Origin of the sequence: Aestuariivirga litoralis (genome assembly GCF_003234965.1) — a bacterium.
Lineage (GTDB): Bacteria > Pseudomonadota > Alphaproteobacteria > Rhizobiales > Aestuariivirgaceae > Aestuariivirga > Aestuariivirga litoralis.
Genome location: NZ_QKVK01000006.1, coordinates 132,694 through 159,461, shown reverse-complemented (window position 1 = coordinate 159,461; position 26,768 = coordinate 132,694). Strand labels below are relative to the sequence as shown.

At 65.8% G+C, this 26,768-nt stretch carries 23 protein-coding genes; 8 read left to right on the top strand and 15 right to left on the bottom strand.

All coding sequences use genetic code 11. The features are described from left to right. Positions 1–165: 165 nt before the first annotated feature. The 3 genes from DK847_RS13875 to DK847_RS13865 form a co-directional block, all read right to left on the bottom strand. Positions 166–558 (bottom strand): Rap1a/Tai family immunity protein, encoded by a 393-nt coding sequence (locus DK847_RS13875; RefSeq protein WP_111199116.1) that lies wholly within the window; start codon positions 556–558, stop codon positions 166–168. 275 nt (positions 559–833) lie between these two features. Then, on the bottom strand, positions 834–1,103 hold the full coding sequence (locus tag DK847_RS13870) for a hypothetical protein (protein WP_111199115.1): 270 nt from the start codon (positions 1,101–1,103) through the stop codon (positions 834–836). A gap of 10 nt (positions 1,104–1,113) precedes the next feature. Continuing rightward, a complete protein-coding gene (locus DK847_RS13865; protein WP_111199114.1) occupies positions 1,114–1,323 on the bottom strand; it encodes a cold-shock protein in 210 nt (69 codons plus the stop codon). Between the two features lie 354 nt (positions 1,324–1,677). Here DK847_RS13865 and DK847_RS13860 point away from each other — a divergent pair, with 354 nt between their 5' ends. Continuing rightward, on the top strand, positions 1,678–3,885 hold the full coding sequence (locus tag DK847_RS13860; protein ID WP_245414616.1) for a multicopper oxidase domain-containing protein: 2,208 nt from the start codon (positions 1,678–1,680) through the stop codon (positions 3,883–3,885). Positions 3,886–3,955: 70 nt separating this feature from the next. On the opposite strand, the gene gspD is transcribed toward DK847_RS13860, so the two are convergent. The 4 genes from gspD to DK847_RS13840 form a co-directional block, all read right to left on the bottom strand. After that, entirely contained in the window at positions 3,956–6,133 is a 2,178-nt protein-coding gene (gene gspD / locus DK847_RS13855; RefSeq protein ID WP_161957280.1) for a type II secretion system secretin GspD, read from the bottom strand. A 272-nt stretch (positions 6,134–6,405) separates the two neighbouring features. After that, positions 6,406–6,996, bottom strand: a complete 591-nt coding sequence (locus DK847_RS13850; protein WP_425358694.1) for a carbonic anhydrase — start codon at positions 6,994–6,996, stop codon at positions 6,406–6,408. Positions 6,997–7,253: 257 nt separating this feature from the next. Then, positions 7,254–7,568 (bottom strand): MocE family 2Fe-2S type ferredoxin, encoded by a 315-nt coding sequence (locus tag DK847_RS13845; protein WP_111199111.1) that lies wholly within the window; start codon positions 7,566–7,568, stop codon positions 7,254–7,256. A 17-nt stretch (positions 7,569–7,585) separates the two neighbouring features. After that, complete coding sequence (locus tag DK847_RS13840; protein ID WP_111199110.1) at positions 7,586–8,656, bottom strand: fatty acid desaturase family protein; 1,071 nt, start codon at positions 8,654–8,656, stop codon at positions 7,586–7,588. A 146-nt stretch (positions 8,657–8,802) separates the two neighbouring features. Between DK847_RS13840 and DK847_RS13835 the strand changes: the two genes are divergently transcribed. Continuing rightward, a complete protein-coding gene (locus DK847_RS13835) occupies positions 8,803–9,585 on the top strand; it encodes a DUF3108 domain-containing protein (protein WP_111199109.1) in 783 nt (260 codons plus the stop codon). A 6-nt stretch (positions 9,586–9,591) separates the two neighbouring features. On the opposite strand, the gene DK847_RS13830 is transcribed toward DK847_RS13835, so the two are convergent. Further along, positions 9,592–11,112, bottom strand: coding sequence for a sensor histidine kinase (locus DK847_RS13830; RefSeq protein ID WP_111199108.1), 1,521 nt, complete (start codon positions 11,110–11,112; stop codon positions 9,592–9,594). Between the two features lie 256 nt (positions 11,113–11,368). Here DK847_RS13830 and ku point away from each other — a divergent pair, with 256 nt between their 5' ends. Continuing rightward, entirely contained in the window at positions 11,369–12,196 is an 828-nt protein-coding gene (gene ku, locus DK847_RS13825) for a non-homologous end joining protein Ku (protein WP_111199107.1), read from the top strand. Between the two features lie 45 nt (positions 12,197–12,241). Here ku and DK847_RS13820 read toward each other — a convergent pair whose 3' ends face one another. The 3 genes from DK847_RS13820 to DK847_RS13810 all read right to left on the bottom strand — a co-directional run bounded on the left by DK847_RS13820 (position 12,242) and on the right by DK847_RS13810 (position 15,641). Then, a complete protein-coding gene (locus tag DK847_RS13820) occupies positions 12,242–13,294 on the bottom strand; it encodes a Gfo/Idh/MocA family protein (RefSeq protein WP_111199272.1) in 1,053 nt (350 codons plus the stop codon). A 72-nt stretch (positions 13,295–13,366) separates the two neighbouring features. Then, complete coding sequence (locus DK847_RS20930) at positions 13,367–15,238, bottom strand: methyl-accepting chemotaxis protein (protein WP_146256130.1); 1,872 nt, start codon at positions 15,236–15,238, stop codon at positions 13,367–13,369. Positions 15,239–15,278: 40 nt separating this feature from the next. Beyond that, complete coding sequence (locus tag DK847_RS13810) at positions 15,279–15,641, bottom strand: PilZ domain-containing protein (RefSeq protein ID WP_111199106.1); 363 nt, start codon at positions 15,639–15,641, stop codon at positions 15,279–15,281. Between the two features lie 107 nt (positions 15,642–15,748). Between DK847_RS13810 and DK847_RS13805 the strand changes: the two genes are divergently transcribed. The 3 genes from DK847_RS13805 to DK847_RS13795 all read left to right on the top strand — a co-directional run bounded on the left by DK847_RS13805 (position 15,749) and on the right by DK847_RS13795 (position 18,501). After that, positions 15,749–16,579, top strand: coding sequence for a PfkB family carbohydrate kinase (locus DK847_RS13805; protein ID WP_111199105.1), 831 nt, complete (start codon positions 15,749–15,751; stop codon positions 16,577–16,579). 81 nt (positions 16,580–16,660) lie between these two features. Continuing rightward, complete coding sequence (locus DK847_RS13800; protein WP_161957279.1) at positions 16,661–17,731, top strand: DUF2279 domain-containing protein; 1,071 nt, start codon at positions 16,661–16,663, stop codon at positions 17,729–17,731. A 65-nt stretch (positions 17,732–17,796) separates the two neighbouring features. Next, positions 17,797–18,501: a Crp/Fnr family transcriptional regulator gene (locus DK847_RS13795; RefSeq protein ID WP_111199103.1), complete on the top strand. Its 705-nt coding sequence runs from the start codon at positions 17,797–17,799 to the stop codon at positions 18,499–18,501. Between the two features lie 16 nt (positions 18,502–18,517). Here the strand turns inward: DK847_RS13795 and DK847_RS13790 are convergent, their stop codons facing one another. Further along, the gene (locus DK847_RS13790) at positions 18,518–19,678 is read right to left on the bottom strand and encodes an aminotransferase (RefSeq protein ID WP_111199102.1); all 1,161 of its coding nucleotides are present in this window, start codon (positions 19,676–19,678) and stop codon (positions 18,518–18,520) included. 69 nt (positions 19,679–19,747) lie between these two features. On the opposite strand from DK847_RS13790, the gene DK847_RS13785 reads away from it, so the two are divergent. Further along, the gene (locus DK847_RS13785; RefSeq protein WP_111199101.1) at positions 19,748–20,719 is read left to right on the top strand and encodes a quinone oxidoreductase family protein; all 972 of its coding nucleotides are present in this window, start codon (positions 19,748–19,750) and stop codon (positions 20,717–20,719) included. Then, the gene (locus DK847_RS13780) at positions 20,716–22,281 is read left to right on the top strand and encodes a tetratricopeptide repeat-containing sulfotransferase family protein (RefSeq protein WP_111199100.1); all 1,566 of its coding nucleotides are present in this window, start codon (positions 20,716–20,718) and stop codon (positions 22,279–22,281) included. Before DK847_RS13785 ends, DK847_RS13780 begins: the two co-directional genes overlap by 4 nt. On the opposite strand, the gene DK847_RS13775 is transcribed toward DK847_RS13780, so the two are convergent. The 3 genes from DK847_RS13775 to DK847_RS13765 all read right to left on the bottom strand — a co-directional run bounded on the left by DK847_RS13775 (position 22,278) and on the right by DK847_RS13765 (position 26,762). Next, positions 22,278–23,129, bottom strand: a complete 852-nt coding sequence (locus tag DK847_RS13775) for a S1 family peptidase (protein ID WP_161957278.1) — start codon at positions 23,127–23,129, stop codon at positions 22,278–22,280. The genes DK847_RS13780 and DK847_RS13775 overlap by 4 nt on opposite strands. 167 nt (positions 23,130–23,296) lie before the next feature. Beyond that, positions 23,297–24,760, bottom strand: a complete 1,464-nt coding sequence (locus DK847_RS13770) for a porin family protein (protein ID WP_146256129.1) — start codon at positions 24,758–24,760, stop codon at positions 23,297–23,299. A gap of 523 nt (positions 24,761–25,283) precedes the next feature. Beyond that, on the bottom strand, positions 25,284–26,762 hold the full coding sequence (locus DK847_RS13765) for a porin family protein (RefSeq protein ID WP_146256128.1): 1,479 nt from the start codon (positions 26,760–26,762) through the stop codon (positions 25,284–25,286). Between the last annotated feature and the right edge of the window lie 6 nt (positions 26,763–26,768).

The following is a 26,768-nucleotide window of genomic DNA, read 5'->3' as shown; positions in this document are numbered from 1 at the left end:
CTCAGGCTCCTGGATGTCAGTGCGGCCGGGAGGGCCACAACTTGGAATTTCCTATTGAAGGCACGTCGCAGCGGACTTGATCAAAATCAAACGGACGTCACGTCAGGCTGTTTACAAGTGTAAGTAAGTACCGCAACCGGGCAGGGGTTCCTACCCTGCACGGCGTCAGGGTGCGCCGTTGCCCGATGCCGTGACGTCGTTGCACGGGTAGGCTTCGGAGAGTGCGGCCGCAACCAGCCCATCCGCCTGGAACGGCAGCATGGCGGGGTGGGCGTGAAGCCACTTGACCACCGTTTCGACCAAGTCGCGCTGGGAGGAATTCATGGCGCTGTTCCACTTGAATTCAACGTTGCGGCGATCGCATTCGGAAGAATCTGCCACGGCGATGACATAGCCCCGGCACTCCGCCACCTTGAGCCGGTAGACCGGGTCAACGGGTTGCGGGCTGCAGCTGGCGAGAAGGTCGCGGCCGGTGACGAAGCCTGCCCCGGCAGGCCCGGAAGCAAGCGTGGCGAGCATCAGGGCGGAGGCGAGGAGGAGGCAAGTCCGGGTGAACATGGTGTTCTGTCCTGTAAGGGCGACTCGATTTGTAAATCGCGCCTGACAGTCTCGTAGGCTACGTAGGTAGTTTCCGATTTGATACCGATCAATTCAACGTTACGTCAGGTTGAGATTTGACGGCGATCAAGCAGATTTCATGCATGATGTAATTTTGGGCAGGCGTCGGGCGCGAGCAGGGGCATCGCCCCTGCAAGCGTGTCGCCAAACGGCAACGCGCCCCGTTTCCGGGGCGCGTGGCAATGGTCGTAATTCTGGGGCTGGCCCGCGAGGGCTCAGCCGTTGCTCTTGAGACGGTAGAGGTAGGGGCGGGAAATGCCCAGCTGCTTCGCCACGGTCTCGGCAGACTTGCCGGACTTGAGACCGGCAATGACCGCCTTGCGCAGCTTGGCGACCTCGGCCGCGCTGCGGCGGGCCGCCTTGCGGGGCGCTTTCTTCGCAGCAGGCTTTCGGGCCTTCACCGATTTCACGGCAATGGCCTTCTTCGTCTTCTTGCTGCGGGTTGCCGCTTTCGCCGCAACCTTCTTCTTCGCCTTCTTGGCCATCAACCGCGGCTCAGAGAGCGCGCAGCTGGTCGGCGGACTGCTTGCCCGAGCGGCGGTCGGTCACCAGCTCGAAGGAAACCGCCTGGTTTTCCTTGAGCGAACGCAGACCGGCGCGCTCCACGGCGCTGATGTGAACGAACACGTCCTTCGAGCCGTCATCCGGCGCGATGAAGCCGTAACCCTTGGTCTCGTTGAACCACTTAACCTTGCCTGTAGCCAAAATATGTTCTCGCTTTCATAGTAGGGGGTAACCGAAACGTTCGGCCACCGCGGGCGGGATCAAAGCAGCCTTGGGTAAAGAAAGTCAATCCTTACGTGAGTGTGCGCTGCGGCAGCCGGTTTGGCCCGCTACCGGCCGCTCGGGGGAGGCTGGCCGGAGACGGGGGCGGGAGCGGAGGGCTTTCTCGCGCCTCGCGTGCAGGCCGCCCGCATGAGGGCGTGATGCCGCCGCCTGCGTGGATTCGCGGTCTTCCCGTGCTGTGCGAAGGGCAGTAACGGTGGCGGCAACGGTCGAGCGGGTGAGTCTGGCAGGGGCCAGGCTGGCTGCCTCCGATCGCGGATCAAGGAGAGTCAGGTGACATCGAAGCTCACTCGCACGGCGCTGATGGCGGCGCTGCTCGTGGCCGGCATGGGCGGCAGCGCCGGCGCGGCCAAGTTCGTCGAACCCCCGGTCTTCAGCAGCAAGAAGGGCGTTCTCGACATTCTCATGATAGCGCGCGCCAAGCCCGTGGCGGCGATCGCCTTCAAGCCGCCCGGCCAGGCCACGGCCATCAATCCCACGGGCTGGGTCTACGAGATCTGCTATCGCTCGCAGGCCATCAATGACCGTTGCCCGCTCAACAAGTCCACCATCTCGGAGTTCGGCGGTGTGCGCCTTGCCCTGCAGCCGGGCGACAAGCTGAAGATCCGCCTCGTCAACCGGCTGCCGAAGCAGGACCCCAACAAGGTCATGCATTACTGGAACAGCGATGAAGAAACCCCGGTGGTGGACGAGGCCGGCGTGAACCTGCCGCTCAGCCCCACCAACCTGCACACCCACGGCCTGGTGGTGCAAGCGCGTGGCGCCACCGTCAACAATCCGACCTGGGGCGACGACATCTACGTCACGCTCTACAACCCCGCCAACGGCATGCCGCAGGAGCAGATGATGGACCACGGCGCCGTCGTCACCTCCGGGGTGCTCGACTATGTCATCGACATTCCGCCCAACGAACCCTCGGGCGCCGACTGGTTCCACCCGCATGTGCACGGCATCACCTCCGACAGCCTGTCGAGCGGCCTGTCGGGCATCATCAGCATCGGCAGGCACGGCACCTACCTGAGTGACGGCAAGAAGGCCTTCCCGAAGCAGCAGCAGCGCCACCTCATCCTCAAGGACATGCAGGTTCTGGCCGCCGGCACGGTCAATTTCCAGCAGGGCATAAATGCCTATCCCTTCCCCGTCAGCAATGGCGAGGTGCTGGACGACCAGCAGGACCCGCAGTTCTGCACCCAGTATCCGGCGAGCCCGGCGGAGACGCGCCTCGGCAGCTGCCCGGGCACCAATGTCGATGGCGACAACGACTACACCAACGGCGCCTGGTACTTCCCGGTGAGCGGCGTCGTCTACCCCACGATCGCCGTCAACAAGCCCAAGGGCGAGCTGTGGAGCATCACCAATGCCAGCGCCAGCGCCACCTACCGGCTGGAGCTCAACAGCAACACCGGCAATTATCCGATGCTGATGCAGCTGATCTCGGTCGATGGCATCAGCGCCTACCTGCCGCCCGGCACCTCGCTCGCCGACAAGCAGAAGCTCGGCGGCTCGCGCTTCGACGTGGTGACCTGCCCGGGCACCTGGCCGGCCGATTTCCCCGAGCCGATGTGCATCAAGAGCATGAGCATGCTGCCGGGCTCGCGGGCCGAGGTCTGGGTCACCTACCGTGACGCCAGCGGCAATATCGTCAAGCCGCCGCGCGGCGCCTCGGCCACGCTGCGTTCGGTGGGCATCACCACCGGCGAGGCCGGCGTGGGCGACCCCTGGCCGGCGGTGAACCTGGCGGCGGTGACCTTCCACGGCACCTACACCAATTCCGCCCTGGTGGCGCTGAAGCTCGAGGGCGAGGCGCTGAAGGCCAACGCCCCGCAGGGCATCTTCGCCGCCAAGGTGCCCTATGCCCAGGCCGCCAACCTGCCGCCGGGCTGCGCCGCGCTGCCCCCCGGCCACCGCCGCCGCATCTTCTTCGGCCTCGTCGACGTGACCAACCCCAACATCTTCGGCCTCGGCTATGAAGAGCTGGACCAGGACGGCAAGGTGGTGCTCGGCTCCGAGCATCCGGTCTCGGCCTTCGACCCGATGAATCCTTTCATCTGCCTGCCGCTGGCCGCGGGGCAGATGCCGGTGCGCGAGGCGTGGGAACTGGTCAATCTCGCCACCGAGAACCATAACTTCCACATCCACCAGACCAAGTTCCGCGCCGTCGACCCGACGCTGGCGCCGGGCTCGAAGTCGCCATTCGCTCCCATCCTGCACCCCGAGACGGGGCCCGGCGTGATGGAGGACGAGGCAACCCTGCAGATCGCCCATGCCAAGGACCAGAGCTGGGCACAGGAGATCTCCGACAACCAGAATGGCTATTGCACCATCGCGCAGTGGCATGACGGCACCTGCATCAACACCCCCGCAGTGGTCGACATCCCCTTCGCCGAGACGGGAGAGTTCGTCTATCACTGCCACATCCTCGAGCATGAGGATGCGGGCATGATGGCCAAGATCCAGGTGGTGCCGTCGCCCGTGCCGTGAGCCGGAGCGCATGGCCTGAAACGGCAATGGCCGGGCGCAAGCCCGGCCATTTCGCATTCAGGCGGTCACCTCAGTCGAAGCTGAGGTTGCGCATCTTGTTGCGCAGGTCCTGCGACTCGCGGGCCACTTCCTCGCCGTTGCGGATGATCTTCGGGGTGATGAAGACGATGAGCTCGGTGCGCTGGCCGTTGTTGTCTGTGGTGCCGATGAGGTTGCCAAGGATGGGAACGCGGTCAGCGCCGGGCACGGTGTTGCGGGCGCGCTCCTCGATGCCGGAGATCAGGCCGCCGAGCAGCACCGTCTGCTGGTCGTTGACCGAGACCTTTGAGGTGACGGAGCGCTGGGTGAATTTCGGATTGTCGCCGACGCCGGAACTGTCGCGCTGCACGGCGGAGAGTTCCTGCCCGAGCTCGATGGTGACGACGCCATTGGCGCTCACCCGCGGCTTCACCTTCAGGATGACGCCGGTGTCGCGGTATTCATAGGAGTTGACGAAATTGCCGCCGTCGGTGACGGCCGTCTGCGACTGGATGGGAATCTGGTCGCCAACCTTGATGGTGGCCGTCTCGTTCTCCAGCACCAGGATCGACGGCGAGGAGACGATGCGCACGTTGGTGATGCCGGACAGCGCATCGACCACCACCTTGGGGTTCGAGATGCCACCCCACAGGAAGTTCATGCCCGGGAACTGCGGGCTGATGATCGGGCCATTGGTGGCGGGCTTGGCGCCAGCCAGTGCGAAGGCGAAGTTGTTGGTCTCGAAATAGGCCTGCACGCCGTAGCGCAGCTGGTTGTTGAGCGAGACCTCGGCGATCATGGTGTTGATCAGCACCTGGGTCGAGGGCGCATCCATCTGGCGCAGGGTGGCGAGGATCTTGCGGTAGTCCTTCGGCGTGGCGCTGATGACGATTGTATTGTTGGTCGGGTTCGGCGTGATGCGGATCGAGGACGAGCCGTCGCCACCAGCGCCGCCGGTGCCGCCGCCCAGGCCGCCGCCGCTGCCCGTCGAGGCGGATGAGCCCGACGACGAGCCATCCGTGCTGCCGGTCTGCAGGTCGGTCTTGCCCAGCTGTTCGGCGGAGCCCTGCGGGTCGGGCTGTGGCGGTTCCTGGCCGGAGGTGTCGTTGGCGATCGAAACGTCCATCGACTGGTTGTCGGGCGCCACGTCGCCGGTGGTGCCGGCCCCGCCACCGCCGGAACCGAAGGTGGCGTTGAGGATGCGCGCCAGATCCACCGCATTGCCGTTCTGCACGGCATAGACATAGTAGTTGGGTGAATCGACGCTCTCCTGGTCGAGGCGGCGGATCCAGTTCATCGCCGTGTTCACCTTCGCCCGGGTGCGGGCGATGACGATGAGGCTGTTGATGCTGGGAACGGGAATGACCTTCAGCGCATTAGGCCCCGCCGCGGCGCCATCATCGGCGAAGACCTGCTCCACCTTGCCGGCCACGTCCTCGGCGCGGGCATTTTCGAGCCGTGCAAGGCCGGAGGTCTGGTTGCGCATCCAGTCGACGTCGAAGGACATCACCACGTCCACCAGCTGGCGGCGCTCCGCCGAAGGGCCGCGGATGAGGATCATGTTGCCGACCTTCGTTGCGCGCACCGTGCCCGAGCGCGCCATGAAGCCGTCGAGCAGCTCCATCACGCTGGCCGGGCTCACATAGCGCAGCGGAATGGCGTTGACGCCATAGCCGGGCGACACGCCCTTGCCGAGGTCTGGCGTGCCCATCTCGCCGTCCAGCACCTCCTGCAGCGCCACGACCTTGTAGTTGCCCTCGGACTGGATCAGCGCGGCGCCGGCAAGCCGCAGCGCGGCTTCATAGGCGCTCAGCAGCTCACGCCCCGTGAGAGATCGATTGCTGACCAGGGTAACAGTTCCCTGCACACGCGGGTCGATGGTGTAGTTGAAGCCCAGCGTCTCGCCGAGGATGAGCTTGGCGGATTCGCCAAGGCTCGCCTGGTCGACGTTGACGGTGAACTTGCCATCGTCGAGCTGGCCGACGCCGGCCGGCGGATCGCCCCCGCCGCCATCGGCGAAGTCGGCGGCACTCATGCCGGGGATGATCTCATAGCGGCCGGCCTGGTTCTTCACCTTCGCCTGCCCGTCGGGGCGGGCCACCTTGCGCGGGTTCTTGGCGGTCAGGTCCACCTGGCCGGTGGCATCGAGCATGGAGGAGGGCGGGTTGCAGCTTGCAAGGCCGAGCGAGGCGAGGCACAGAAGTAGTGGTCGCACCGGCCGGAAATGCATTCCGGCCCATCTTCTGCGGTGAGCCGCCGATGAGACCATACCCTACGCGATCCTAGTTCCCGTAACGGACGGGATTCGTCACCGTTAACCTTTAAGTCACTGCCCGCTAACGGCTGATTCGAGAAGGTTAAAAAACCCTGAATATAGGCTGGTGTGGGAAACTACCCCCGGTTTCCGCCCGGATGTGACGGCGGGCAGGGCAATGGCTGCGCATTGCGGCATGGTCTGCGCGCAGAGGTAGCGGCCCCTCGAATGCGCGCCATGGTTGGCCGTCAGGCCGGAAACTCTACCTTGCCACTGTCCAGGTCATAGACGGCGTGGACGATCTTCACTTTTCCCTGATGCACCAGGTGCTGGACGATCTCGCTTTCCGAGCCGATCTTCCCGGCCACGCGGCGGGCATTCTCGCGCACGGTGTTGGCCACGAAGTCGCCCTCCTTGCCCATCATCGCCTTGGCGGCGGGCAGGATGGCATCGACCATCAGGCCGATGTGGCCGGGCAGTTGTGCCCCCGTCTGCGCCACTTCGCAGGCGGCCTTTACCGCGCCGCAGCTGGAATGGCCGATGACCACGATGAGGGGCGAGCCGAGGTGTTCGCCGCCATATTCGATGGTGCCGAGAACGTCGGTATCCGCCGTGTTGCCGGCATTGCGGCAGACGAAGAGTTCACCCAGGTTCAGGCCGCCGAAGATCAGCTCCGGCGGCACGCGGCTGTCAGCGCAGGCGAGGATCGTGGCCCATGGCGCCTGGCCCTTGGCAACCTCCTCGCGGCGCTTGGTCAGGTCCAGCGCGCAAAGCTCCGGCGACTGCACAAAGCGCGCATTGCCCTCCTTGAGCTTGGCCAGGGCCTCGTCCGGCGTCAGCGAGGTGGGGGGAACGCCAGCTGCCCGCGCCGGCCGGTCGAGGCCGGCCATGGCCAGCGCCCCGGCGGCAAGCCCGGCTGCGGAGCGCAGCATGAACTGGCGGCGGCGGTCATCGATGCAGGTCTGGCACATGGCGGCCTCCGGGGGTTGCGTTCGGCGCGAGGCGGGGAGCCTACGCCGCTTCACGAGTCGCTGCAAAGGCAATGCAGCCCGCGGATGCCGCCGCGCGGAATATCGTTAACGTCGCCCGCCGCGGCTCAGCCGACGTCGATCATCACCTTGCCGGCCTCTATCTTCACGGCATGGACCTTGAGGTTGACGCAGGCCGGGGCGCCCTTCGCCTCGCCCGTGCGATAGTCGAAACGGCCATTGTGTTTCGGGCATTCGATGACGTGGTCCATCACCAGCCCGTCGGCGAGGTGGACGCGCTCATGCGTGCACAGGCCGTCGGTGGCGTAGTATTCATCATCCGGCGAGCGGTAGATGGCGAAGCTCCGGCCGCCATGGTCGAAGCGCATCACGTCCTCCGGCGCGATCTCGCCGAGGCTGCAGGCGGCAATCCAGTTGGGCATGACTGCTGTCTCTCCGTTCACTCGGCCGGCACGGCCTGCGCAGGGTATTCACGCGGGATCGGCCGCGCGATGGACCAGCCGGGCTCCCTGATCTGCCGGATGATGGCCGGGATGATCTCGGCATAGGCGGCAAAGGTCGAGGGGTAGGGCGGCGGGCAGTAGGGCTTCATCGCCTCATGCAGTTCGGGCAGGCGGTGATAGGGCACCATGGGGAACATGTGGTGCTCGATATGGTAGTTCATGTTCCAGTAGAGGAAGCGCATCACCGGGTTCATGTAGACGGTGCGGCAGTTGAGCCGGTGGTCCAGCACGTTTTCCGGCAGGCCCGCATGCTGGGTGAGGCCGGTGACGATGTGCAGCCACGCGCCATACATGGTAGGCAGCGGCCCCACGAACAGCATCGGCAGAATCGTGCCTGCGTAAATCGAGACAGCGATGATGGCGAGGTGGATGGCAAGCCAGATGCGCGCCGTGCGATAGACCTTGGCGCGCTCCATCTCGGGAATGTAATCGGCCTCGTCGGGGGAAAGGCGGCCCATGGCATGGCGTACCATGCTCTTGATGGCGCCCCACACCTGCGGCACGCCGAGGAACATCAGGATCACGCGGAGCACCACGGTGGGGCGCATCACCGCCACTTCGGGGTCGCGGCCGACGATGATGGTGTCGGTGTGGTGGCGGGCATGGCTCCAGCGCCAGACAGTGGGCTCGCGCATGATCATGAAGCAGGCGATGTTGTAGACGACGTCATTCATCCACGCCGTCCTGAAGGCCGTGCCATGCCCGCACTCGTGCCAGCGCGAGTCCGAGGAGGAGCCATAGAGCACGCCATAGGCGAGGAAGAAGGGGATCGACCAGGCGGTCGGCCAGAAGTGGAAGGCGAGCCCGCCCGTCACCAGGAAGGCCGCGATCCAGATGATCGTGTCGCGGATCGCCGGCCCGTCGGAGCGCTTCATCAGCTCCTTCATCCTGGCGCGCGGAATGGGGGCGCGGTACCATTCGGCATTGGCCAGCCCATGCTCCAGCGCGTAGCGGCTCGACGGGCCGGTCAGGCTGTAGTCATGCGGGGCTGGCGGGGCATTGTCCATTCTGTGCTGGTCCTGTGTGGCGCTTGCAGGAAGCCTAACGTCCCTTCAAAAAGGGAACAAGCGGCCTCCTTCCCGCAATCACACTCTCGCCATAGAGCCGGGGGAAGAGGGGCCTTCGCACGCCACTAGTCAGGACCACACCCACCATGCGCAAGGCGACCACCAGCTTTCTTGCCCTCGGGTTCGCCCTTCTGGCGGCCCGGGCTGCCGCCGCCGCCAGCCTGTCGGTGAGCTACAACGTCGATGTCGGCCCGCTGACGGTGACGGTGGTGAAGCTCAGCCTCGACGTGACTGACGAGGAAGCGCACGCAAAAGCGCGCATCAAGGCCGCCGGCATGAGCCGCGCCTTCTCCGAATTCGGCGCCACCGCCGAGGCCCGGACGCGCATTGCCGGGGGCCAGCCGGAGCCGGTGAGCTACCGCGTCACCCGCGACCAGTCCGACATGCGCAAGGTGACGACGCTCACCTGGGACGGCGGCACCGTCACCTATGATCCGCCGATCAAGAGCGCCGAGCGCAAGGCCAAGCTCGATGCCGCACTGGCGGGCGGCGTCATCGACCCGGTCACCGCCGTGCTGCGCATGGGCACGGTGGGCGAGAGCCCGTGCCCCTCAACCCATGAGGTGTTCGACGGCCGCGAGGTCTATGAGCTTGCCCTGACCGACAAGGGAATGGGCATGGCCACAGGCGATTCCGCCTGGAAGGGCGATGTGCAGCATTGCTCGGTACGCTGGACGCCGATCGCGGGCCGCGCCAAGGACAAGGGTGTCCCGGGCGACAGCTATGACGTCGACTTCGCACCGGTGGCCGACCTCGAGAATGGCCGCAAGCTGTGGCTGCCGGTGGACATGTCGGGCAAGATCAAGGGCCTCGGCTTCCGCGGCTATGTGACCAAGGTCAGCACCCGGGATGGCGCCGCCGCGGAGTGATCTGCCTCAGCCGCGGCGCAGTGCCGCCGCCGGGATCGTCACGGTGAAGCAGGCGCCACCGTCGGCGAGGTTTTCCGCCGTCATCCGCCCGCCCAGCGGCTGCAGCATGGTGCGCACCGCCTTGAGGCCGAAGCCCTTCTGCTCATCGACGCTGAAGCCCTCCGGCAGCCGGCCGCGGTCCGAGGCCACGGCAAGGCGGAGGCTGTCGCCGTCATCCGAGAGCGTGACCTTCACAGGCCCGCCGCCGTGCTTGAGCGCGTTGGTGACGAGCTCGTTGACGATCACCGCGAAGGCGGTGCCGTGGTTGGCATGGATGGCGAGCGGCGGCGTGGCCGCGACGGTGATGGGAATGCCGTAGCTGTCCTCGAGGTGGCGGCACAGGCCCTGCAGCGTCACCGCGGCATCGACCGCCTCGAGGGAGTCCGCGCTCTGCACGAAGCGGTAGGTCTCCACCAGTGCTGTGAGCTGGCTGGTCAGGTCCTTCGCGGCCGCCTGGAAGGCCGGGTCGTCCGACTTGCGGGCGCGGATGTGCATCAGGCTCGAGATCAGCTGCAGCGAATTCTTGACGCGGTGGTTGACCTCGCGCACCGCCAGCGCGTTGGCCGCCGCCTCCTGCTTGGCCACCGACCAGCGCAGGATGAACAGCGCCAGCCCCCAGAACACCGCATTGACGGCGAGGGCGGTGAGGGCGGTGGTCCAGGCCCGCGCCTTCCACTGCTCCAGCGCGTCGGTCACCGGCTGCGAGCTGGTGGCGAAGACCGTGGGGTGGCTGGCCGAACGGCTCCACGAGACGATGCGCGGCTCGTCGTCCTGGCGCACCAGCGCCGTGCCGCTGGGGCTGGCCAGGGCGCGGGCGCGCATCTCCTGCGCGAAGGCGGGCGAGGCGAGCCTGGCATTGCGGATGCGGGCCAGCACGCCGCCGTTGGTGGTGTAGAGGCCAGCCCGCGCGCCGGGCCAGGTCACCGCCTCCTTGTAGAGCGTATCGAAGACGCTGCCATAGACGCCGACCACGATGATGGCCTTGAGCGAGCCGTCGGGCCGCCGAACCGCGCGGCTGACCGTGAAGCGCTCCTTGCCGGTGACCGAGCCCGGTTGGCCGTCCCCGGCAACGAGAGGGTCCTCGGCCCCCGCCTTGTGCGCCGTGAAATAGGGCCGCTCCGCGCCGCTCACGGGTCTCGGCGGATAGCCCCAGCTGTCGGCGATGTTCTTGCCCGCCTCGTCCACCACCCAGGCGGAGGCGATGACATTGTTGCCCTCCACCATTTCGTGGAAACGGGCGTAGATCGTCCGCCCGGTGTCCGGGTCGGTGAGGTCCCAGCGGTCGACCAGCGGGTAGACGGTGTTGATGATCTGCAGCGCGGAATCGGTTGCAGCATCGCCATGGGCGATGATCATGCGGGCCATGGAACGCGTTCGCTCGCCCACCACCCGCAGCGTGTCGGCGCGGTCCTGCGAGATGATATAGGCGCCCACCACGCCGGTGGCCACTGCGAAGATCACGCAAGCTGTGGTGAGGACCCGGCGCATGGGGATGTTCGGACTGCCCTGAAGCTGTTCACGCGATTGTGTAGCACGGCGTTTCAACCGCACGAAACAAACTTGATGTGGGCAGTCAACTTATATCAAGCGACAACCCACTTGCGATTGCGCGCGTGGATACATGCACGCCTTGCGATGTGAGTCGCAGGCCGGAACTGACTCTCCGCGACTCCCGTTCTGATTCGCGGCTGCGCGGGAGGACTCGCGCAGCGCGAGTCCAGTCTGTTTGTATCAGGAGCGTAGAATGCCGCGGCCCGGTCGTGCGTATTGGAAGGGATTCCTGCGCCTGTCGCTGGTCTCGATCCCGGTCGAGATCTTCACGGCGGTGGAGACCGCCGCGGCAATTTCCCTCAACCAGATCCACAAGCCAACCGGCAGGCGGATCAACTATACCAAGACGGTGCAGGGCGTGGGCCCGGTCGAGACCGCCGACATCGTGAAGGGCTTCGAGGTCGACAAGGACGTCTATGTGACGCTCGAACCCGATGAGATCGAGGCCCTGAAGGTCGAGTCGAAGCGCACCCTCGACCTCACCCAGTTCATCGACGCCGCCGAGATCGACCCGCGCTATTTCGAGAAGCCCTACTACGTGGTGCCGGCCGATGAGCAGGCGGCGGAGGGCTATCTCGTCATCCGCGAGGCGCTGGCGGGGATGAGGAAGCTGGGCCTCGGCCAGATCACCATGTCCGGCCGGGAGCACATCGTGGCGGTGGGGCCGGTGGAGAAGGGCCTGGTCATGGAAGTGCTGCGCTATGCCGGCGAAATACGCTCGCCCAGTCCCTATTTCAGCGACCTGCCGTCCCTCAAGCTCGACAAGGAGATGGTGGCGCTGGCGCGCGAACTGATTGCGAAGAAGGCCGCCCCCTTCGAGCCGGCGAAGTTCCATGACAGCTACGCCGATGCCATGCGCGCGCTGATCGCCGAGAAGGCCAAGGGCAAGCGCATCGTGGCGAAGCCCTCTCCGGCAGAACCGCAGGGCAAGGTCGTCGACCTGCTCGACGCGCTGCGCAGGAGCCTGAAGACGGGCGAAGCGAGCAAGCGTGGAAAGGCGCCGCAGAGGCGGGCGTCATGATCTCGTCCTCTCCCGCTCGGGAAGCGGGAGAAGACCCATGGTATCTCACTCCTTCGGCACCCACTGCATGGGCTTCACGGCCTTGTGCGTCCGCGCCGCTTCGTAGGCCGCCTCCACCAGCGCATAGGTCTTGAGATTGTCCTCGCCGGAGGTATCCGCGGCGAGCCCGTCGCGGAAGCGCTCGAACATGTGGCGGTTGGTGTGCAGCACCGCCTCCTGCGAGACATGCCAGGGCCGGCTCGTCCAGTGCAGCAGGGGCCCGCCCACCTGGTCCTCGAAGGACAGGCCCTGCGTCGTCACGATCACCTTCTCGCCCTTGGTGAGGATGACGGAACCGCCGTCGCCCTCGATCTCCAGCATGGTCTCGGGGAAGGCATCGTCGCGGCGCTTCGCGGCATAAGTCGCCTCGACGATGGAGACGGCGCCGGACTCGTGGCGCATCAGGATCGTCGCCGTGTCCTCGGCGCGGATCTTCGGGTTGCGCTTCTGCGTCTCGGCCGAGACATGCGCCACCTCGCCGAGGAAATAGCGCGCGAGGTCGAGGATGTGGATGCCGACGTCCTGGATGACGAGCTTCTCCTCCTCTGCCAGATAGGGCTGGCCGCGATAGACGTCGAAGCCGGTGCGCCAGGAGAGCCTCGCCCAGGTCGGTGTGCCGATGGTTCCCTGGTCGAGGATCTTCTTCACCGCGCGCATGGCGGAGGCGAAACGGAAGTTCTCGTGCACCGCGAGCCAGGCGCCGTGCGACTTCGCCTTTTCGACAATCGCCACGCACTCCTCCCAGGTGGGCGCGAAGGGCTTCTGCACCACGGCGGCGACGCCGCGCTCGGCGGCAATCGCGGCGAGTGCCTGATGCGTGTCCATGCGGGTGGCGATGTCGAGGAGGTCGATCTTCACCGTGTCGAGCATCTGGCCCATGTCGGTGAAATGCGGAACGCCGAAGCGCCGTCCCGCGGCTTCGGCGCGCGCTGCATCACGGTCGCAGACGGCAGAGAGCAGCGCGCCCTCCGGCCTCAGGTCGGCCCAGGCATTGAGGTGGTTCTGGGCATAGAAGCCGCATCCCACCATGCCGATCGCCACCGGTTGCTTCGCCGCCATGACCCCGTTCTCCATCTTGTATGACGAGATGATGTGTAACCGAGGTCATGGCCGCTTGTCGCCTGCAAAAGATCAGAACTCCTCCCAGCCCCCGTCGGCGGGCTCGGCCTTCGCCGCGCCTGCGGCGGCCACCTTCTTGCGCACGGCGGGGGCGCGCGGCGCCGGGCGGTGTGCCTCGCGCGAGGCCTCCTCGGCATGGGCGATGATGGCGCCTGCCGCGGTTGTGAAGCGGGCGACGATCTGCGCAAGCTCGGTGGACTGCTGCGTCAGCGTGCGGGTGGCGGCGGTGGCCTCCTCGACCATGGCGGCGTTCTGCTGGGTCACCTGGTCCATCTGGTCGACGGCGGTGTTCACTTCCTGGAGGCCCGTCGCCTGCTGTTCCGCACTCCGCGCGATTTCGGTGACGATGCCGTTGATCTCGTTCACCCTGTCGATGATCTGGCGCAGCGAACTTCCCGTCTCGGCGACGAGCTGCACGCCTTCCTGCACCTGGTCACGCGAGGTGGAGAGGATGCCCTTGATCTCCTTTGCGGCTTCCGCCGAGCGCTGGGCGAGGGCGCGGACTTCCGAGGCGACCACCGCGAAGCCGCGGCCCGCATCGCCCGCGCGCGCGGCCTCCACACCGGCATTGAGCGCGAGCAGGTTGGTCTGGAAGGCGATCTCGTCGATGACGCCGATGATCTGGGTGATCTCCTGCGAGGATTTCTCGATCCCCTGCATCGCTTCCACGGCGCGCTTGACGACGACGCCGGAGCGGTCGGCATCCTCCTTGGCGGCGGTCACCATGTTGCGGGCATGCTGGGCACCCTCGGCGGTCTTCTTCACGGTGGAGGTGATCTCGGCCACGGCGGCGGCTGTCTCCTCGAGGTTCGCTGCCTGGTTCTCGGTGCGGCGCGAGAGGTTGTCGGAGGCCTGGGCGATCTCCTCGGTGCCGGACTTGATGCCATAGGATCCGCGCTTCACCGTGTTGATGGTGTCGGCCAGGCTGTCGGCGGCGGAGTTGAAGTACTGGCGGAGCTTGTCCAGCGCGTCGGGGAACGGGCTGTCGATGCGGTGCGTCAGGTTGCCCTTGGCCAGGCTCTCGAGCCCGTGGCCGAGCACGGTGATGATCTGCTGGGAGTTCTCGTCGTTCCTGCGGTTCTGCACTGCCTGGTCCTTGAACACGGTTAGCGCGCGGGCCATTTCGCCGACCTCGTCGCCACGGCTGGCATAGGGCACCTCTTCCTCGAGGTGACCGCCGGCGAGCCTTGCCATGGTGGCCGAGATCGAGGTGAGGGCCCGTATCACGAACTGGTGCGCGCCGAGGAGCATCAGCATGATGATGAACACGATGCCGATGTTGAAGGCGGTGGTCATGTTCATGTCGCGGTCGGATTCAAGCTTGTTCTCGGCCTCGATCTTTCCCACGGTCGCGGCGATCTTGTTGGCCTGCTCCTGCATGTAGATGCCGAAGCTGATGAATTCGTGGCTCATTTCCTTCGACAGGGAGTCGATGGCCGCCGCGTCACGCCGCTGGAAGGCCGGAATGATGCGGTTGCGCAGGTCCGACCAGAAGCGGTCGTTGCGGCTTTCGATCTCGCGCCCCAAGGCGGCCCATTCCTCCTCCGGCATGATGTCGAAATCCTTCATGTGTTCCTTCCAGAAGGCAATGCGTGTCCGGTAGTCCTGCTCGATCTGGTTCAGGCGGGCATTGAGCTTGTCGAGCAGCTCCGGCTCGTCTTCCATGATGTGCATGTAGGCGAAGGGCTCGGCGGGGTAGAGCGGCGGCGGCAGGATGTCGGCGATCAGGTCCTTGCCGTTGACGATGCGCTCATAGCTGGGGCTGCCGATGCGGTTGTCGCTGATGGCGCCGTGCGTCTGCAGGCCGAGGAAGGCCAGCATGCCGGTGATGACGAGGCCAAAGGCGATCATCAGGCGCTGGATGGTGAAGAGGCTTTTTTTCATGCGCGGGTCCGCTGTCTGTGCTGGGTTGAGGGTTGCGGTGTCAGATGATCTCGCCCGGTCCGGGCGGCAGGCTGTCGTAGTAGGCGCGGATGCGCGCCAGGACGCGGGTGGTGGCCTGGAATTCAGCGCCGTAGCGTGGGTGCATGGACCACCGCAGCAGGCAGGGCACTTCGCCCAGCTCCGGGTGCGTCAGGGTCAGGCTGGTGCCGGGCTTGAGCGGGGCCAGCGTGTCGATGCGCATGCCGATGCCGTCGGCCGAGAGGTCGGTGAGCCGTGCCAGATAGGTGCCACTGCCGCCCCGCAGGCTCACCGCAAGGCTGCAGGCGCGGCGCTCGGAGCGCCGCCGCTGGTCGAGCGCGGGGTGGCTGGCGGACGGCACCGCGCGCGGTGGCTCGGCAGGCATGGAGGGCTCCTGGCTTCAAGTGCTGCGAACGCTATGGCAGCAACGTTGTCCCAAACTTGAGCCCCGCGCCGTTTCCCGGCAGTCTCGTGGTCTGAAGGAGACACGCCGTGCCGGAACCTGCCTTCGCCGCCGTGGGCGACAATTGCATTGACCAGTTTCTGCCGCCGGTCGGTGATTGCCTGGTGGGCGGCAATGCGGTGAACGTCGCCGTGCAGCTGGCCCGCCTCGGCCGCCGCGTCGCCTATTTCGGCGCCGTGGGCGAGGACGCGGCAGGCCGCGCTGTCGAGGCCGCCTTGCGCCGCAACGCAGTGGACGTGGCCGGACTGCGCCGCGTCGGAGCTCACGCCACGGCCCGCACCGACATCGAGACCCTGCCGGATGGCGACCGGCGCTTCGTGTTCGAGAGCTTTGGCGCCGCCGTCCATTACCGTGCGGATGGCGCGGACATCGCCCGTCTCGCCACCATGGCCTATGTCCACCTTGGCTGGATCAGGGGTGCTGTCGCCCTGCGCCGGGCGTTGCGCCACTCCGCTGCGGTCCTGTCGCAGGACCTGTCGGTGAACAATGCCGCGGAGGACCTCGACCCCTCGGGACTGGACGTCGCTTTCAGTTCGGCTTCACCCGGCGCGGGGGAGGCCGAGTCGTGGCGCCTGTTGGCCGCGGGCGCAGCAGTGGCCGTCGTCACCCTCGGCGCGGCCGGCAGCCTGGCCAATGACGGCGTGGAAATACGGAGAATGGCGGCCCTCCCCACGCCGGTGTCGGATACCACGGGTGCTGGCGACGCATTCATTGCCGGCTTCCTCGATGCTCATGCCAAGGGTTTGAATTTGCAGCAATGTTTGGCATCGGGTGCGGAGCGGGGAGCGCTGGCATGCCGCTACCGTGGGGGCTTCCCGCAGGCACCGCTGCAACCATTTGTTCACGATAGGGGCTCCTGAGGCGAAAGAGTCTTGGACGCGCATTGAGTTTCTAGTAACTGTGGGCACATGAAGAGGTCCGGGGCAGTTGCGGTGGGTTGCATGCTGTCCGTGGCGCTGTGTGGCGCTGCGGAGGCGGGAGAAATCGTCACCAGCAGTGCTGCCGCCATGGACCTCGCCGCCCTGCAGCCCTTCGTGCCGCTGAGCAACGACGCCATCCTGTCGAGCGATGAGATCGTGGCGCTCGGAAAGCAGGACCGCATCGACATCCTGCCCGCTTCGGCCATGGCCGATCCGGTGCGCCCGGAACCGACCAATTCGCCGGTCGCCAATTTCATCAACGGCGTCCAGTATAACCTCCAGCACATCGACGTGTCGCAATACGGCGACTACAGCTTCGATGTGTTCTGGGACCAGACCAAGTCGATCAAGTGGGACCTGCTGGCGCTCTATGGCGGCATCACCGTCTTCGGCATCAAGAACTGGGACTGGGGCAGCTCCGGCTACAACTTCCAGAGCGAGGGCTGGTTCGGCGAGGACACTAAGTACGGCGGCATCGACAAGCTCGGCCATGCCTATACGGGTTACGTGGTGTCGCAATATTTCACCCAGCGCATCGCCCACACGGTTGACGACCCGACCAACGCCGCCATCACCGGCGCGTTGCTGGGCATGGGTTTCCAGACCTATATCGAGTTCTTCGACGGCTTCGCCGGCGAGCATGGCTTCTCCTACGAGGACCTGATCGCCGATGGCGTGGGCGCCGGCTTCTCCTTCCTGCGCAACACCGTGCCGGGCCTTGCCGAGAAGGTGGACTTCCGCCTCGAATACTGGGGTGCCTCCGACTACCACGACTGGGACCCCTTCACCGACTATGACGGCCAGCGCTATGTGCTGGCCCTCAAGCTCGCGGGCTTCGAGAAGCTGGAACAGACCCCGCTGCGCTTCGTCGAGCTGCAGGCCGGCTACTACACCGAGGGCTACACCGACGAGACCCGCAAGGCCGGCGTCGAACCCTCGCGCAACCCCTATGTGGCCGTGGGCCTGAACCTCAACGAGCTGCTCGGCGAGGCGCCGGACGTGCGCAACACCCTGCCGGGCGATGCCGCGGCCGTGGCCTTCACCTACTGGCAGCCGCCCTACACCTACGTCTCTTCCTCCTACCACGACTGAGCGCACGGCATTCTCAGCCGCCCGCCGCTGTGCTAGCCTCGCGGCCGTCACAGGGGGCCGGTCCGATGTTGCGCACTTCCTCTCGAGCACCGAATGGCAGGGCGAGGCCGCGCGCCGCGCCGCCGGTCATGCCCTGGGGCGTGCGCAGGTCGCTGCTGTCGGCCGCCAATGACGTGAGGCTGAAGGCCCGCGAGGTGCTGTTCCATGCGGGCGATGCGGGTGACGGCTGCTATTTCCTGCGCGATGGCGTGGTGAAGGCCGCCGTGGTGGCCAAGGACGGGCAGGAACGCCTGCTCGCCGTGCTCGGCCCCGGCTCGCTCATCGGTGAACTGTCGCTGTTCGACGACCAGCCGCGCTCCGCCACCATTTCAGCCCTGAAACCCTGCAGCCTGTGGCACATGTCCAAGGGGTCGTTCTTCCGCCTGGCCGATGCCAACCCGCAGGTCTACCGCGAGGCCCTCAAGATCCTGACGCGCCGTCTGCGCCAGACAAACGATTCCATGGTGGCGCAGGGCACGGTCACGGTGGCTGGCCGCGTGGCGCGCGCCTTTGCCTCGCTGGCCCAGGGCCTGGGCGAGGGCAGGGGCAACGGCATGATCCTGCTGCCCAACAAGATCACCCAGAACGACATTGCCGGCATGGCGGGTGTTGCCCGCGAGAATGCCAGCCGCGCCATCAACGACCTGCTGCGTGACGGCATCTTGGCCCGCGAGGGCAGCTTCTATGTGATCGCCCGGCCGGACGAACTCGCCGACATGGCGGAGATCTGACGGGCCGCCTGAACCGTCAGCGTCCCTGGCTCTCGATCAGCCGGTCCACTAGCGTCTCCATGTCGCTCGCCTCGGCATTGGCGAAGGCGATGCGCAGGTATTGCTCCTGTCCCGGGCCGAACATCGAGCCGGGCAGGCAGAGCAGGTCATGCTCGCCCGCCAGCCGCATGGCCACCTGCTTTGCATTCTCCCCGGCAAAGGGGTGCCGCACATAGGCGAAGAGCGCGCCGGAGCTGACGAGTTGATACCGCAGTCCCTCGCGCCCGAAGGCCTGGCGCAGGGCTGCAAGGCGGCCGTGCATCATTGCGATCTTGCCGCGCTTCCAGCCTGCGAGTTCGCGCAGCGCGAAGAGTGCCGCGCGCTGCGAGATGTGCGTGGTGCAGATGGCGAGGCAATCCATGATCTTCTCGATCTCCGCCAGCACGGGGGCCGATGCCGTGATGGCCCCGACCCGATAGCCCGTCATCGCGAAGGCCTTTGAGAAGCTGTAGAGGTGGATGAATGCATCCTCCCAGCCCTCGATTGCGAAGACCGGGTGGGCGGGCGCATCGCCGTCGCGGAAGTCCTTGTAGGTCTCGTCGATGACCAGCGCGATGCCGCGGGCGCGCGCCAGCTCGAACAGTGCCTTGATGGTGTCAGGTGAGTAGATGGCGCCCGTCGGGTTGTTGGGCGAGCACAGCACGATGGCGCGGGTCCGGTCGTCGATGAGCTTCGCCGCCTCGGCGGGGTCCGGCTGGCCGAGGCCGGAGATCAAGCGCGCCTCCACGCCCAGCATGCCGAGCCACATGGTGTGATTGAAGAAATAGGGCACCGGCAGGATGACGTTGTCGCCCGCCTTGGCAATCGCCATGAGCGCCGCCGCGAAAGCCTGGTTGCAGCCGGCGGTGACGCAGACATTCTCCGCCACAACCTTGCCCTGGTAGTCCGCGCTGAAATGATCCGCGATCGCGGCGCGCAGCTCCGGGATGCCGTAGATGTCGGTATAGAGGCTGATGCCCGGTTCATGGGCCAGGCGCGCCACTTCCGCGTCGAGCTCTTCGGCGCAGGACCAGCTCGGCACCGCCTGGCAGAGATTGAGCAGTTTCCTGTTGCGCAATCCGGGCCGCACCCAGGTCTGCGCCTCCATGATCGGCGGCGCCTCGACGCGGTTGACGGCAGGATTGACGGCATAGGTCATGATGGGGCACCAAGGGCTCGAAAATGCGGATGCGCCGGAACATGCCGTCGACCGCCAGGAGGTGCAAGCATGAAAGCAATCCGGATCGAGACAACCGGCGGACCCGAGGTGATGAAGCTGGTCGACGCCGAGGTCGGCAAGCCGGGCGCCGGCCAGGTGCGGGTGCGCCAGACGGCGATCGGCCTCAACTACATCGACACCTACCATCGCACCGGCCTCTATCCGGTGCCGCTTCCCTCGGGCCTTGGCCTCGAGGCGGCGGGCGTGGTGGAAGAACTGGGCGAAGGTGTTACGAGCCTGAAGCCGGGTGACCGCATCGCTTATGGCACGGGCCCCATCGGCGCCTATGCGGACATGCGCAACCTTCCCGCCAACCGGCTGGTGAAGCTGCCCGATGCGATCTCGGACGAAACGGCCGCCGGCATGATGCTGAAGGGCATGACGGCGCGCTACCTGCTGCGTGCCACTTACGTGGTGAAGCCGGGCGACACCATCCTGCTCCATGCCGCGGCAGGTGGCGTGGGCCTCATCATGAGCCAGTGGGCCAAGGCGCTGGGCGCAACCGTCATCGGCACCGTGGGCTCCGACGCGAAGGCGGAGATCGCGCGCGCCCATGGCTGTGACCACGTCATCAACTATTCGACCGAAGACACCGTGAAGCGCCTGCGCGAGCTGACGAACGGCAAGGGCGTGCCCGTCGTCTATGACGGCGTCGGCAAGGACACGCTGATGGTGTCGCTCGACTGCCTCAGCCCGCGCGGCATGTTCGTCAGCTTCGGCAATGCCTCGGGCCCCGTGCCGCCGCTGGACATGCTCCTCCTCTCCGCCAAGGGCTCGCTCTACGCCACCCGCCCGACGCTGATGGCCTATACCGCCTCCGATGCCGACCTGCAGGACACCGCGCGCGACCTCGTCGACATCGTGGCCAGCGGCAAGGTGAAGATCCCGGTGAACCAGCGCTATGCACTGGCTGACGTGGTGCAGGCGCACCGTGATCTCGAAAGCCGCAAGACGACGGGCACCACGGTCCTGACGCCATGACGGCAGGCCGCGCGGAGCGCATCAAGGCGGCGCTCCAGCAGGCGGACGAGTTGCTGCGCCGCGGCCAGCCGCGCGAGGCGGAGGCACTGGCGCGCCGCCTGGTGGTGGAGAACCCGCTGTCGCCGCAGGCGCAGTTCATGCTGGGCATCACCATCCAGTCGCAGGGTCGCTTCGAGCAGGCGGAGCCGCATTTCGCGCGCGCCGTCACGCTCGATGGCAGGAACGTCAGCTATCTCCTCAACTACGGCCTCTGCCTGCTCAGCATGGGCCGGGTGGAGGAGGCGGCCGTGCAATATGGCGCGGCGCGCCGGGCGGCTCCGTCCAATGTCGAGGCAGTCTGGCGCAACGGCTCCTTCCTGGCGCGCATCGGCCACATGGAGCAGGCCCTCGCCGCCTTCTCCAAGGCGCTGGAACGCGCCCCGGAGGGCATGAAGCACCCGATCCGTCTCGAGGTGCTGGATTGCCTTCTCTCGCTCGGCCGCATCGACGAGGCGCGCGAGCACATCGCGCGGTTCATCGGCGTGACACCCTTCCATGCGCGCTATCTCTGCCTGCTCTCGTCCATCGGCAAGCATGATGCGGACTCGGAGATGTTTGCCCGCATCACCCAGGAACTCGCAAGGCCCGGCGTGTCACCCGTCGATCGCAGCGACCTGATGGTGCGCCAGGGCGTGATGCTGCAGCAGAGCCGGCGTTTCGACGAGGCCTTCGCGCGTTTCACCGAAGGCAAGAAGCTGCTGCGCGCGCCTTCCGTAACCGCCGCCTTCCGCCAGGAGGTCGATGCCCGCATCGCAGCCTTCGGGCGCGGGAAGCTGGCCGAACTCGCCGCACGCCATGGCCGCAGCGATTGCCGCCCGATCTTTGTCGTTGGCCTGCCGCGTTCCGGCACCACGCTCGCCGCGCAAATCATTTCGGCCCACAGCAAGGCCGGCAATGCGGGCGAGCTCGAGACCATGACCTATGTCGCGGCGAAGCTTGGCGGTGGCCGGCCCCTGGCGGAATTAGATGCTGCACTTGCTGCCCTCGGCGAGCAGGGGATTGCGAAGCTTGCAGCGCTCTATCAGGGCAGCATGCGCCATGTCGTGCCGGGCAAGGAACTGGCCGTCGACAAGATGCCGCTGAACTTCCGGTTCATCGGCGAGGCGGCGATCCTCTTTCCGCACGCCCGCTTCGTGAACTGCACCCGCCACCCGGCGGATACCTTCATCTCGGCACTGCAGACGGAAATGAACGCGGCGCATTCCTATAGCTATGACCCTGCCGACTATGCCGCCTACCACGCCCAGTACCGCCGCCTGATGGCGCATTGGCATGAGGCCCTGCCGGGCCGCGTCCTCGATCTTCCCTATGAGCGTCTGGTGTCGGAGCCGGAGGCTGCCATTGCCGGACTCTTGGATTATCTCGGCCTGCCGATGGAAGAAGCCTGCCTCCACCCCGAACGCAATGCGGGGGCGGTGACCACCTTCAGCCGGTTGCAGGTGAGGTCAGGGATCAACACGTCGTCGGTGGCGCGCTGGAAGCCTTATGAGCGGCACCTCGGGCCGATCCTCGCCAGCCGCTAGGACTGGCAGCCGCCATTTCCGGCGGCAATGGCGCGCCACTGCGCCGAGCACTGCGAATTGCTGCACAGGAAGCCCGCGAGCGTGCGCGACGGCACGGCATGGGCCAGGTTCAGGGGCTGGCCGGTATTGTCATAGAGCGTGCTCACCACCATGCCGACGAGATCGCCCTTGGCATTGAACAGCGGGCCGCCCGACTCGCCCTTCTGCGTCGACAGCCGCAGCACCATGGCATCCGGGTAGCCGAACTTGGAATCGTCGCCGGCATATTTCACCGCCTGGCCGAAGCTGGCGGATTCGAACTCGCCGAGGCGCGCGGTGTCGCCCTGGGCGTGGGGCCGCCCGAGGGAATAGACGATGTTGCCCTTGGCCAGGCACTGGTTGTCGGCCGGTGTCACCGCCTTGCCGGAGAAGCCGCGCAGCCGGATCACCGCCATGTCGTTGCCAGGGTTGAGCGCGATCACGTCGCCCGAATAGACCCGGCCATTCGCCGCCTTGGCGGAAACCGTGTTGCCCACGCGCTTGGCCACATGCGCGGCGGTCATCACATAGCCCGATCCATCGACCACGAAGCCCGAGCCGGAGGTGACCGGCGTGCCCTTGCGGGTTTCCTTCGACACGGTGTCGGCGGAGGCGGGCTGCGACACGATCAGCGTCACATAGGTGGGGCCGGAGCGGCGCACCAGGCTGGTGATCTGCTCGGTGCTGGCCACCGCTTCGCCCGGCGGCACGGAGGTTTGCTGCACGTTGAAATTCCGGCTCTCGAGATCGACGTTGGACGTCGATTCGCAGGCAGCCAGTGCCAGGGCGAGGAAGCTCAGTGAAAGCAGGGCGCAAAAGGGAGGCAACATCTGTCTCTCGTGTTCTCCAGCCTCATAGCACAAAATCAGGCCACGGAATGGCCCTGAGACACGCAATTCAGAAAAACTGGCAGTGCCGGTGGGCGCAGGGCAGGGCGGCATAAAAAAACGGCCCGCCGAAGCGGGCCGTCTCTTGGGATCGTTTGCAGGGGTAAGGCTTAGAAGCGCCAGACCGAGACGAGGTCGACCGTCCAGTTGTCGGTCGAAACGTCGAGGCTGTCCTTGTAGCCTTCGGCCACGGTGCCGGTGATGCCACGACGGGTCACGTTGGTGTCCGCAGTGTACCACTCGCCTTCCAGACCGATGGTCAGCTGATCGACCGGGGTGTAGTACACGCCGGCGAGCACGCCCCAGGTGTCGTAGTCGAAGCCGGCATAGCGCCAGATCGGGTCGACGCCAGCAGCGGTGGCCTCGTTGTGGCTGTCGCCTTCGCGGTGCTTGTAGCCCGCGCCGATTTCAGCGTGCACCGAGTCAGACAGGTTGGCAGAAGCCAAGCCCGTGATGCCCCACCAGTCGTTGTTGACCGGATACGAACGGATGATGTCGCCGTTGCTGTTGGTCTCCTGGGTCGGACCCGAACCCATGGCGGCCGCGAGCGAGAGGCTGGCGATGTCGCCGAGGTTGAAGCCGACGCCGATGCCAACCTGCCACAGCGCGTCGATGTTCGCGTTGTAACCGATTACAGTGCCGGTCGCGAGAACGGCGCTGGTGTTGTAGTCGTCGTCATTGACCGAGCGATACACACCCGAGATCTCGCCCGAGAACGAGTCACCCGAGTACTTCATTTCGCCGGCGACGCCCAGGTTCTGGCCGTTGACGTAGACGTTGTCGTTGCCGAAGCCGTTGTTGAAGCCCGAGTCTTCGATGGCGACAGCCATGGAGAACGGACCCGAAGCGTAGCTGAGACGCATCTGGGTGGTGTCACCCGGATCGAAGCTCAGGTCGGCGTTGTCGGTGTAGTAGCAGGTGCAGGCGCCATCATAGCCGTAGCCGATGTTGCCGAGCGAGCCAGCATAACCACCGCCGAGCGTCAGCTCGGGGGTCATGGCCCAGTAGCCCCACGCCGTCTTCATGTAGACGTCGCCCGGGCCGTTGCCGTTGAAGTCAGCGCGCATCTTCAGTTCGACGCCGACTTCGCCGACGGCGGTGTCGGTGGTGGCGACCACGCGGAGCTGACCGCGGGCCTTCACATCCCAATCGTCATCGCTGCTGCCGGAGATCGTGAACTTCGAGTACACGGTGCCAGCGTAGGAGCGCTTCAGCGTGGCGTCGCCCTCGGCGCCAGCGTAGATGATCGCAGCGCGGACGTAGCCCGACCACGAGATCGTGGTGCCGGCCGGAGCATCAGCCGTCGGCATGACGGAGATGATCGTGGCATTCTTGCCTTCCGTGAACTGCTCACGGGCAGACTCGGTCAGACCCGGGACCTGCATGGCTTCGCCCTTCGAAATGGCGAGCAGCTGGTAGCCGGTCGGAACCGACGGAGCGGTTTCCATCGCGGCGACGCGGGCGTTGAGAGCTTCGACCTGAGCCTTCAGGTCGGTCAGTTCGTCGGCGTGAGCAGCCGCGGCGGAAACGGCTACCGCCGCACCAGCCAGGAGCGCCATCTTCATAGTCTTCATTCTTGTTCTCCCAAGTCTCTTGGAGTTGAGGAGCCCCCCATCCCCTGCAAACGGTTGCGGAAGGCCATGCACGACGTCATCGGGCACGGTGCTGTTGTCGTCCCTAATCCCCCAAAGGTCAACGAAGACCCACTGCAATCGATTTGAATTTTGGCCCCTGTAACACAATTGCCACAGTTGCGGGCCCCTGGGGCAGGCCGAATTAACGGCACGTTATCAACAAGTTAACAGATCGTAAACAAAAACCGCCGCAAACCCGGTCTGGCCGGGTGCCGGACTTCTCCACGCTCCCGCCACGAGTGGGGCAGGCCCGCCCGATTCCGGGGCCCGATGATTCTGCCCCCGTGAACCGCCCGAGTCGCCGGGCGGCCGGCAAGGGCTCCAGCCAGGCAGTTCATGCCTGAAAACGCCCTGAAGAGGGGGTGCCCCACCCAATGATCCCCAAAATGCCAGCCAAAGGGCCAGCCAAAAAGAAAGACGGCCCGCCGAAGCAGGCCGTCTCCCCCCGGTCTTGTAAGTTCGCTTAGAAGCGCCAGACGGACACGAGGTCGACCGTCCAGTTGTCACCGGACGCATCCACGTCCTGCTTCTTGTTTTCTGCAGCTGTGTCGACGTTGCCCGTGCGCTTGCCAGAGAGCTGGTTCTGGTACCATTCAGCTTCCAAGCCGATGGTCAGCTGGTCGACAGGCGTGTAGTAGACGCCACCGAGGACTGCAAAAGTGTCCTGCTCGACACCCGTGTAACGCCACAGCGGATTATCGTCGGTACCAATGGTCACGCCGTTGAAGTTGTCGATGTCGCGGCTCTTGTAGCCCACACCCAACTCGGTGTGCACCGAGTCAGACAGGTTGGCGGAAGCCAAGCCGGACACACCCCACCAGCTGTTGTTGACAGGGTATTCGGCTTCGATCGACCCGTTGCTATTGACAACCTGGTACGGACCCGAGCCCATGGCGGCGGCAAGCGAAATGCTCGCGATGTCGCCGAGGCTGAAGGCGCCGCCGATGCCGACCTGCCAGAGGGCTTCGAGGTCTGCATTGTAGTTGAAGTCAGCACCCGTCGTTCCAGGAACACCGGCGCCGGCATTTTTGTAAGTGCCCTTGAGGTTGTAGTCGCCCTCGTTGGTGTTGCGATAAACGCCGGAGATCTCGCCGGAGAAGCTGTCGCCGGTGTATTTCATCTCGCCCGCAACGCCGAGTTCGGCGCCATTGAAGTTTCCGGTCGTCGAATCTTCCAGAGCGATTGCCATGGCGAACGGACCGGAGTTGTAGGAGAGACGCAGCTGGGTGGTGTCACCCGGATCGAAGCCGACGTCCGCGTTGTCGGTGTAGTAGCAGGTGCAGGCGCCATCATAGCCGTAGCCGATGTTGCCCAGCGAGCCAGCGTAACCGCCGCCGAACGTCAGTTCCGGGGTCATCGCCCAGTAGCCCCAGGCCGTCTTCATATAGACGTCAGCCTTGCTGGTACCGTCGAAATCGGCGCGCATCTTCAGTTCGACGCCCACTTCACCAACGGCGGTGTCGGTCGTGGCGACCACGCGGAGCTGGCCGCGGGACTTCACATCCCAGTCATCATCGCTGTTGCGGGAGTACTTTACCTTTGATGTCAGCGTGCTGGTGCCATTCGCCGTGTCGTACTTCTTCACGGTCGCATCACCGGACTTGCCCGAATAGACGATCGCAGCGCGGACATAGCCCGACCACGAGATCTGGGTTCCAGCCGGCGCATCGGCCGTTGGCAGGATCGAGATATAGGTGGCGCGGTTGTTGACGACGCGGTCGCGGTCAGAGCCCATCATGCCGGGGATCTGCTTGGCTTCGCCCTCGGTGATCGCCAGCAGCTGGTAGCCGGCGGGAACCGACGGGGCGGTTTCCATGGCGGCCATGCGGGCGTTGAGGGCCTCGACCTGCGCCTTGAGGTCCTGCAGCTCGTCGGCGTGGGCGGCGGCGGCGGAGGCGGCAACCGCCGCACCAGCCAGAAGCGCCATCTTCATAGTCTTCATTCTTGT

Bases quoted from the DNA above. Each gene is read 5' to 3' on its own strand.
- gspD (WP_161957280.1), bottom strand. From the start codon at position 6,133: ATGCATTTCCGGCCGGTGCGACCACTACTTCTGTGCCTCGCCTCGCTC.
- DK847_RS13795 (WP_111199103.1), top strand. From the start codon at position 17,797: ATGTTGCGCACTTCCTCTCGAGCACCGAATGGCAGGGCGAGGCCGCGC.
- DK847_RS13835 (WP_111199109.1), top strand. From the start codon at position 8,803: ATGCGCAAGGCGACCACCAGCTTTCTTGCCCTCGGGTTCGCCCTTCTG.
- DK847_RS20930 (WP_146256130.1), bottom strand. From the start codon at position 15,238: ATGAAAAAAAGCCTCTTCACCATCCAGCGCCTGATGATCGCCTTTGGC.
- DK847_RS13820 (WP_111199272.1), bottom strand. From the start codon at position 13,294: ATGGCGGCGAAGCAACCGGTGGCGATCGGCATGGTGGGATGCGGCTTC.
- DK847_RS13875 (WP_111199116.1), bottom strand. From the start codon at position 558: ATGTTCACCCGGACTTGCCTCCTCCTCGCCTCCGCCCTGATGCTCGCC.
- DK847_RS13810 (WP_111199106.1), bottom strand. From the start codon at position 15,641: ATGCCTGCCGAGCCACCGCGCGCGGTGCCGTCCGCCAGCCACCCCGCG.
- DK847_RS13785 (WP_111199101.1), top strand. From the start codon at position 19,748: ATGAAAGCAATCCGGATCGAGACAACCGGCGGACCCGAGGTGATGAAG.
- DK847_RS13770 (WP_146256129.1), bottom strand. From the start codon at position 24,760: ATGAAGACTATGAAGATGGCGCTCCTGGCTGGTGCGGCGGTAGCCGTT.
- DK847_RS13830 (WP_111199108.1), bottom strand. From the start codon at position 11,112: ATGCGCCGGGTCCTCACCACAGCTTGCGTGATCTTCGCAGTGGCCACC.
- DK847_RS13840 (WP_111199110.1), bottom strand. From the start codon at position 8,656: ATGGACAATGCCCCGCCAGCCCCGCATGACTACAGCCTGACCGGCCCG.
- DK847_RS13775 (WP_161957278.1), bottom strand. From the start codon at position 23,129: ATGTTGCCTCCCTTTTGCGCCCTGCTTTCACTGAGCTTCCTCGCCCTG.
- DK847_RS13790 (WP_111199102.1), bottom strand. From the start codon at position 19,678: ATGACCTATGCCGTCAATCCTGCCGTCAACCGCGTCGAGGCGCCGCCG.
- DK847_RS13845 (WP_111199111.1), bottom strand. From the start codon at position 7,568: ATGCCCAACTGGATTGCCGCCTGCAGCCTCGGCGAGATCGCGCCGGAG.
- ku (WP_111199107.1), top strand. From the start codon at position 11,369: ATGCCGCGGCCCGGTCGTGCGTATTGGAAGGGATTCCTGCGCCTGTCG.
- DK847_RS13765 (WP_146256128.1), bottom strand. From the start codon at position 26,762: ATGAAGACTATGAAGATGGCGCTTCTGGCTGGTGCGGCGGTTGCCGCC.
- DK847_RS13800 (WP_161957279.1), top strand. From the start codon at position 16,661: ATGCTGTCCGTGGCGCTGTGTGGCGCTGCGGAGGCGGGAGAAATCGTC.
- DK847_RS13870 (WP_111199115.1), bottom strand. From the start codon at position 1,103: ATGGCCAAGAAGGCGAAGAAGAAGGTTGCGGCGAAAGCGGCAACCCGC.
- DK847_RS13780 (WP_111199100.1), top strand. From the start codon at position 20,716: ATGACGGCAGGCCGCGCGGAGCGCATCAAGGCGGCGCTCCAGCAGGCG.